Origin of the sequence: Pseudogracilibacillus amylolyticus (SeqCode), assembly GCF_051918545.1 — a bacterium.
In the GTDB taxonomy this organism is placed as follows: domain Bacteria; phylum Bacillota; class Bacilli; order Bacillales; family Amphibacillaceae; genus Pseudogracilibacillus.
Genome location: NZ_JBPPZG010000223.1, coordinates 1 through 6,137, shown reverse-complemented (window position 1 = coordinate 6,137; position 6,137 = coordinate 1). Strand labels below are relative to the sequence as shown.

Genomic DNA, 6,137 nt, shown 5'->3' with positions numbered 1-6,137 from the left:
AATGGATTTGGGCTTAATGGCTCAGGAGTATCCAAAACACGAAATTGTTATTTTGAGCGGGAGGAATAAAATCATGGACTCTCCAACGTTACCTTACGTTGGAGTTTTTGTGTTTTTTCGATGGTAGGCAGATGGATTAAAATTAATTTTCTGGTGTTAGGAAAAGCTACAGCATAGAAAAGGGAGCTTGATCGAATTTTTGGTAATAGACCGGATGGACTATAAAGGAGTGTTGAAGTGTGCAAATTGGTCGGCAACTTTTGCTGCTTATGATAGTAATAATAGTGATGGGTGGTTGTGGCAACGTGATAACTGAAGATCAACTGATCGGAGGAACATGGCTGCTAATTAACGGATATGAGGATGGAGAAATCGGCGGTGATCCTGTGTGTCCTCCTTTTGATGGAGGTCTGGAATTTATTGATGAAGAAAATGTGTATGTCATTGATCAGGAAAAAGAATTTGTTTATCGATTAAGAGAATCTGATGAAGGAGGTATGAGGATTGAATTTTATAATCCAAATGGTGAAGTTGACTTTTATAAAATTACGATGGAAAATGAAAATGGATTTGGTATTAATAGCACAGGGGTGTCCAAAACACGAAATTGTTATTTTGAGCGAGAAAAATAAAGTCAAAGGATTTCAGCGTTGGAGTTTTTATTATGATCTTTAAAAACCGTCGACTATGCCGGTGGTTCCGGAGAGCTTCTAGCGTGGGGGAAAAAAGCCTCTTTAAAAAAACGAAGCCTTCTAAGTTAAAGAAAGCTTCGTTCATGATTTTAATGTGGGAACAATAATTTCCCATCAACTTTTTCATATTTATACCATGCGAAGAGCATAATTGTCCCAGTAATAATAAGTAGGGCACTTGTTACGAAGAACACGGATGAGAATCCAAAAAAACCGGCTAAAACTCCACCAAGAGCTGGACCAATAATGTTTCCTAAAAATCGTAAGCTTGTATTATAACCAAGTACTTCGCCTTGCATTGAGAGTGGCGCTTCCTGTCGAATATATGCAATTCTTGTTGGCACAATTCCACCAATCGCTATTCCAAGTAAAAATCTTAAAATAACTAATTGCCAGATATTTGTTACAAACGCACCAGGGAGGTAAACAATTCCCGCCATAAATAATAGAATAATCAATATTTTTATATATCCGAATTTATCCCCAAATGTTCCCCAAAGTCTAGCAAAAAGCAAATTGCCAAGTCCAGCCGCAGAAAAAGCGATTCCCGAAAAGAAAGCAAGGCTCTTCACCCCATTAATCTCTGCAACATACAACGATAAAATAGGTTGAATACTAAAATGCGCAATCTGTACAAGTGTCGAGGTAATCATTACGATAAGTAAGACTGGATGCCCTACAATATGCATAATTACTTCTTTTGTCGTATACATTTTTTTCTCGGCCTTGTTTGTTACGATCATCTGCATCTCTTTAAGTCCAAATATGACGATAAATGCCGAGAGAAAAATGGTTATTGATACCCATTTAAATGTGGCGCTATAGCCAAACATATCTGCTAGCACTCCACCTAATAATGGTCCCATTAATGTACCGGTGACACTACCTGTTTGTAAAGAACCTAGTACTCGACCCGCAATTTCTTTTGGAGTCTGAGTAGAGATAAACGCTTGTGACATTGGGATAAAACCTGTGAATACCCCCATGATAAAGCGCAATAAAAAAAGCTGCCAAACCGTTGTGGCAAACCCCATTAATAGTACTGAAACAGCAAGTCCTGTAGCGGAAATAATTAAAATATTTTTTCTGCCATATTTATCTCCAATTCGTCCCCAAATAGGTGAGAAAATAAGGGCAGTTACGAAAGTAATCGCAAAAATCCAGCCGGACCAACTTTGAACATAGCTTTTAGAAAAATTTCCGAATGAATCAATGTAGAGAGAAATAAACGGAAGTACCATTGTCATACTTCCAGCAATGAAAAAGTTCGCAAACCACATAATGACGACATTTCGTTTAACTAGTGATTTTTGATAACTAATTCTATAACACTTCTTTCTTGTTTAATTCTTTAATTCCATTATACCTGCTTTTGTCAAACAACTAAACTTATCTGCTTCAGATTGAATTTTCTATTTTGATGTTTCCTTAATATCATTGCTTGGTGTTATCTTATAGCATACCAGTAAGCATACTATAAGCTACTTGTAGTCGGTGATTGATCTGAAGATTTCTTAGAGAAACTCAAACCAAAAGCAGTCGCTAAAATCTAGTAAAATATTTTGGTAAAAGTTTCAGAATCCTCTCTTTTAAATGTAAGTTTTTATAGTTGCAAGGAAGTTTCTTACATATCCATAATGTGTAGGAATTTATCCATTCAAGATCCGTACAGAGCTGTTTGAATAAAATTAATTTGGCTTAATGGATTATGAGGTGTATGCTGCATTTGTACCTGCAAGTCTTCCTGTCACTAGTGCTGCAGTAATATTATATCCCCCGGTATAGCCATGAATATCTAAAATTTCTCCACAAAAAAACAGGCGATCCATAATTTTTGATTCCATCGTATTTGGAACGATTTCTTTTGTAGAAATTCCTCCACCTGTGACAAACGCTTTTTCAATCGGAAGTGAACCGTTCACTAAAAAGGTAAATTTTTTTAAACTTTTAACTATAGTCATCACAATATCTTTTGAAACATTTCCTGCGCGTAGTTCATTATCTACTAAGTTCTGTTCGAAAACTACGTTAAGCAGGCGTTCTGGAATCGTAGTAACATCTTTTATCAGATTTTTAAAAGACTTTCTAGGATTTTCATCTCGTAAATTAAAAATTTTATCAACAAGTTCATCAATCGTATCTGCTGGTAGTGTATCTAAATGCAGGATAACATGATCGCGACCTTTCATAATTTCTTTTACAACAAATTGCGAACATCTTAAAACAGCTGGACCTGATACGCCAAAATGGGTGAAAACCATATCCATTTGATGCGTTATAATTGGTTTTCCTTTTTGATTTAAGACAGATAATGCAACATCACGTAAAGAAAGTCCTTGTAACGCTTTATTTTTAATGAATGGTTCATTGGAAGTTAATGCTACTTCGGTAGGGTAAAGTTCCGTAATCGTGTGCCCAGCTTTTTTTGCCCACGCATATCCGTCTCCTGTTGAACCTGTATGCGGAACTGATTTTCCACCAACTGCAATTACTACAGCTTTTGTGGCCACTTTTTCACCGTTCTTTAGAAGTACAGTATGTAACTTTTCAGTAAAGTGTATTGCTTCAACCGCGGTTGACAGCCTAATGTCAACACCGTATTCATGTAATTTATTTACAAGTGTATTGATAACCGACTTTGCGGAATTAGAAACAGGGAACATTCTGCCATGATCTTCTTCTTTTAATTGAACCCCTATTCCTTCAAAAAAGTCGATAATGTCATTGTTATTAAAGATCGAAAAAGCGCTGTATAAAAATTTTCCATTACCCGGAATGTTTTTAATGACTTCTTCTTGGGGAAGGCGATTCGTCACATTACAGCGTCCGCCACCGGAAATTGCCAGTTTATTTCCGAGTTTTGTTCCTTTTTCAAGAAGAAGTGTTTTGGCGCCATTTTCAGCTGAAGAAATTGCTGCCATTAATCCAGATGGTCCCCCACCTATTACAACTACATCATACAAAAAAATTCATCCTTTCGATTTGGCAATCATCACATCGATAGTTGTGCCTATAAGATTTTCTGATTTCCTATTTGCTCAAAAAAGAGATGCGTTCGCACCCCTTTACAAAAATTATAGTTCATTATTTTTTACTGTAACAACGCGAATATGGTCTGTATCAATTTTATCTACAATGACATGTAAGCCAAAATCTTCTAATCCTTTAATTAACGGTTTAGGGATTCTTGGTGTGTGTATTTCAAAAATGGTTCCAACATCTGCTTTTTTCACATATTCAAATACTTCAAAGCGAGGATGTTGTCCTTCAAGTATAGCTTCGCGTAAATCAATAATTGCACGTTGTCCGTCCATTTGAACAGGTAACATTTTTTCCAACCTCCATCAATTTTTAAAAGTAGTTTACTATCTATCGTTAATTTTCCCGTAAATTATTTTTTTACATCTATAAATTTTTTACAAGTTGCATCCGCTTATTAAATAAACTTGGATATGATAGAAATCCGAGAAAAACACTTGAAACAGCTGCTGTTGTGAGGAGTAAAAATAGAACTAGCAACTGAAATTGTACTGCCTGAATCGGATCTGCTCCAGCAATAATTTGTCCACTCATCATCCCGGGAAGTTGAACAAGCCCCATCGTTTTTTGGCTTTCAATCGTTGGAATCATACTCGCCTTTATAGAATTGATAAGCTGATGATGTATCGCTTGTTTCGGCGTTCCCCCGAGAGATAAGATTAATTCAGCTCTATCTTGGTGGGCTTCGACTTCTGCTGTAAATCGATTTAAAAATAGAATGGAAAGTACCATAGAGTTACCGACGACCATTCCGCTAATCGAAATAATATATTGGGCGGTAGGGGGAATAATTTTAAATCCAAGTAAAATGCCTTGAGTAAGTACTTCAACAAGTACTAGGGTAACGACAATTTTCCACGTAATCCCTTTAATTTGCTTTCCTTTTTTACGGGCATTTTGTGTTGCGGCGACGATCATAAGTACGACCATTAGAAAGATATACAATAAACTCTCCGAATCAAAGACAAACTTTAAAATATATCCAACGATTAATAGCTGAATAATGGAACGAACTGTTGCGATAATTGTATCTTTCTCTAGCCCAAGTTTTAATGTTTTGGATAAGATTAGTGGGATGACAACGAAAATTAATGTAAGTGCTAGTACTGGATATGTCATGCTTCTCCTCCTAGTACAAACTGCCGGACTAGTTCATTTTGCGGATCTTTTAATAAATCGCTTTTTCCGGTCTCGATAAGTTCTCCATTCATCATAACCCAAGTGTAATCACCAATCCGCATAGCTTGTTCTATGTTATGGGTGATCCAAATAATTGTTACGCCAAAGTTTTGGTTAATATGTAAAATAAGTGTTTCAATTTCTTTTACAGAAGTTTTATCCAAAGCAGATGTAATTTCATCCAGTAAAAGTATGCTGGATCTGTTAATTAATGTTCTGGCAATGGAAACTTTTTGTTTTTGCCCACCAGATAGATCTTCTGACTGATGGTGTAAAAATTGTTTTTCCAATCCAACTCTTTCTAAAATTTCAATGGCTTCATCTTCCGACAATTCGTCTCCTTGCAGTTTTTTTGGTAGGGAAAGATTATCAAATACGCTTCCACTTACCATCGGTGCACTTTGTAAAGCCATTCCGACAAGCCTTCTAAGTTCTGTTGGCTCATAGGATGTGATTGGTTTTTCATTGATGAAAATTTCTCCTTCAGTAGGAGAAGCTAAACCATTACATAATTTGAGCAATGATGTTTTACCAGATCCAGAAGGACCAACGAGCGTCGTTATTTTTCCTTTTGGGATGGAGCCGGTTATATTTTTTAAAATATTGATATTGTCAATGGAATAACTGACATTGTGAAAATTAATAGCAGATGGATTACGTGTCATTTTGAAACTCTCCTATTTTATTGTTCACCTTATATTACCATGCTTTATATGGAAATATTAATCATATGAACTGGGGGTATAATACATATCGATGAGATGTTGAGAGGATTTCCGAGAAGTCGAGTCGAATCATAAGAAGTCGAGTGGAATTCCGAGAAGTCGAGTCGATTTTTAAGATGTTGAGAGGATTTCCAACATGTCGAGTCGATTCACAAGAAGTCGAGTGGAATTCCAAGATGTCGAGTCGAATCCCTATAAAAATAAAAAACTCCTAGTGACTAGGAGTTTTTCGAACTATTGATAACTTTTTTCCAATTCATCAATGAGTGAACCGACATAAGCGACCGTGTCTTTAATCGCATCGGGTTTTGACATATCGACACCGGCTTTTTTAATCAACTCAAGTGGTCGCAATGTTCCGCCAGATTTAAGGACATCAAGCCAGCGGTCAACTGCGTGCTGCCCCTCAGACTTAATTTTTTGTACGACAGTCGTGGAGACGGTAAGCCCAGCTGAATATGTATATGGATATAACCCCATATAGTAATGTGGCTGGCGCATC

General features: G+C 36.5%; 7 protein-coding genes. 1 reads left to right on the top strand and 6 read right to left on the bottom strand.

Annotated elements, in window-relative coordinates:
- Positions 1–239: 239 nt before the first annotated feature.
- The gene (locus ACPYKA_RS17845) at positions 240–632 is read left to right on the top strand and encodes a hypothetical protein (RefSeq protein ID WP_479543555.1); all 393 of its coding nucleotides are present in this window, start codon (positions 240–242) and stop codon (positions 630–632) included.
- Positions 633–781: 149 nt separating this feature from the next.
- On the opposite strand, the gene ACPYKA_RS17840 is transcribed toward ACPYKA_RS17845, so the two are convergent.
- The 6 genes from ACPYKA_RS17840 to ACPYKA_RS17815 all read right to left on the bottom strand — a co-directional run.
- Positions 782–1,972 carry an MFS transporter gene (locus ACPYKA_RS17840; RefSeq protein ID WP_479543554.1) on the bottom strand — a complete coding sequence of 397 codons (1,191 nt, stop codon included), beginning with the start codon at positions 1,970–1,972 and terminating at the stop codon, positions 782–784.
- A gap of 426 nt (positions 1,973–2,398) precedes the next feature.
- The gene (locus ACPYKA_RS17835; protein WP_479543556.1) at positions 2,399–3,613 is read right to left on the bottom strand and encodes a BaiN/RdsA family NAD(P)/FAD-dependent oxidoreductase; all 1,215 of its coding nucleotides are present in this window, start codon (positions 3,611–3,613) and stop codon (positions 2,399–2,401) included.
- A 153-nt stretch (positions 3,614–3,766) separates the two neighbouring features.
- On the bottom strand, positions 3,767–4,021 hold the full coding sequence (locus tag ACPYKA_RS17830) for an amino acid decarboxylase (protein WP_479543553.1): 255 nt from the start codon (positions 4,019–4,021) through the stop codon (positions 3,767–3,769).
- 76 nt (positions 4,022–4,097) lie between these two features.
- On the bottom strand, positions 4,098–4,850 hold the full coding sequence (locus tag ACPYKA_RS17825) for an ABC transporter permease (protein ID WP_479543552.1): 753 nt from the start codon (positions 4,848–4,850) through the stop codon (positions 4,098–4,100).
- Positions 4,847–5,575, bottom strand: a complete 729-nt coding sequence (locus tag ACPYKA_RS17820) for an ABC transporter ATP-binding protein (RefSeq protein WP_479543551.1) — start codon at positions 5,573–5,575, stop codon at positions 4,847–4,849. Before ACPYKA_RS17820 ends, ACPYKA_RS17825 begins: the two co-directional genes overlap by 4 nt.
- Positions 5,576–5,869: 294 nt before the next feature.
- The coding region (locus ACPYKA_RS17815) for a M3 family metallopeptidase (protein ID WP_479543550.1) at positions 5,870–6,137 on the bottom strand (268 nt) is incomplete at its 5' end.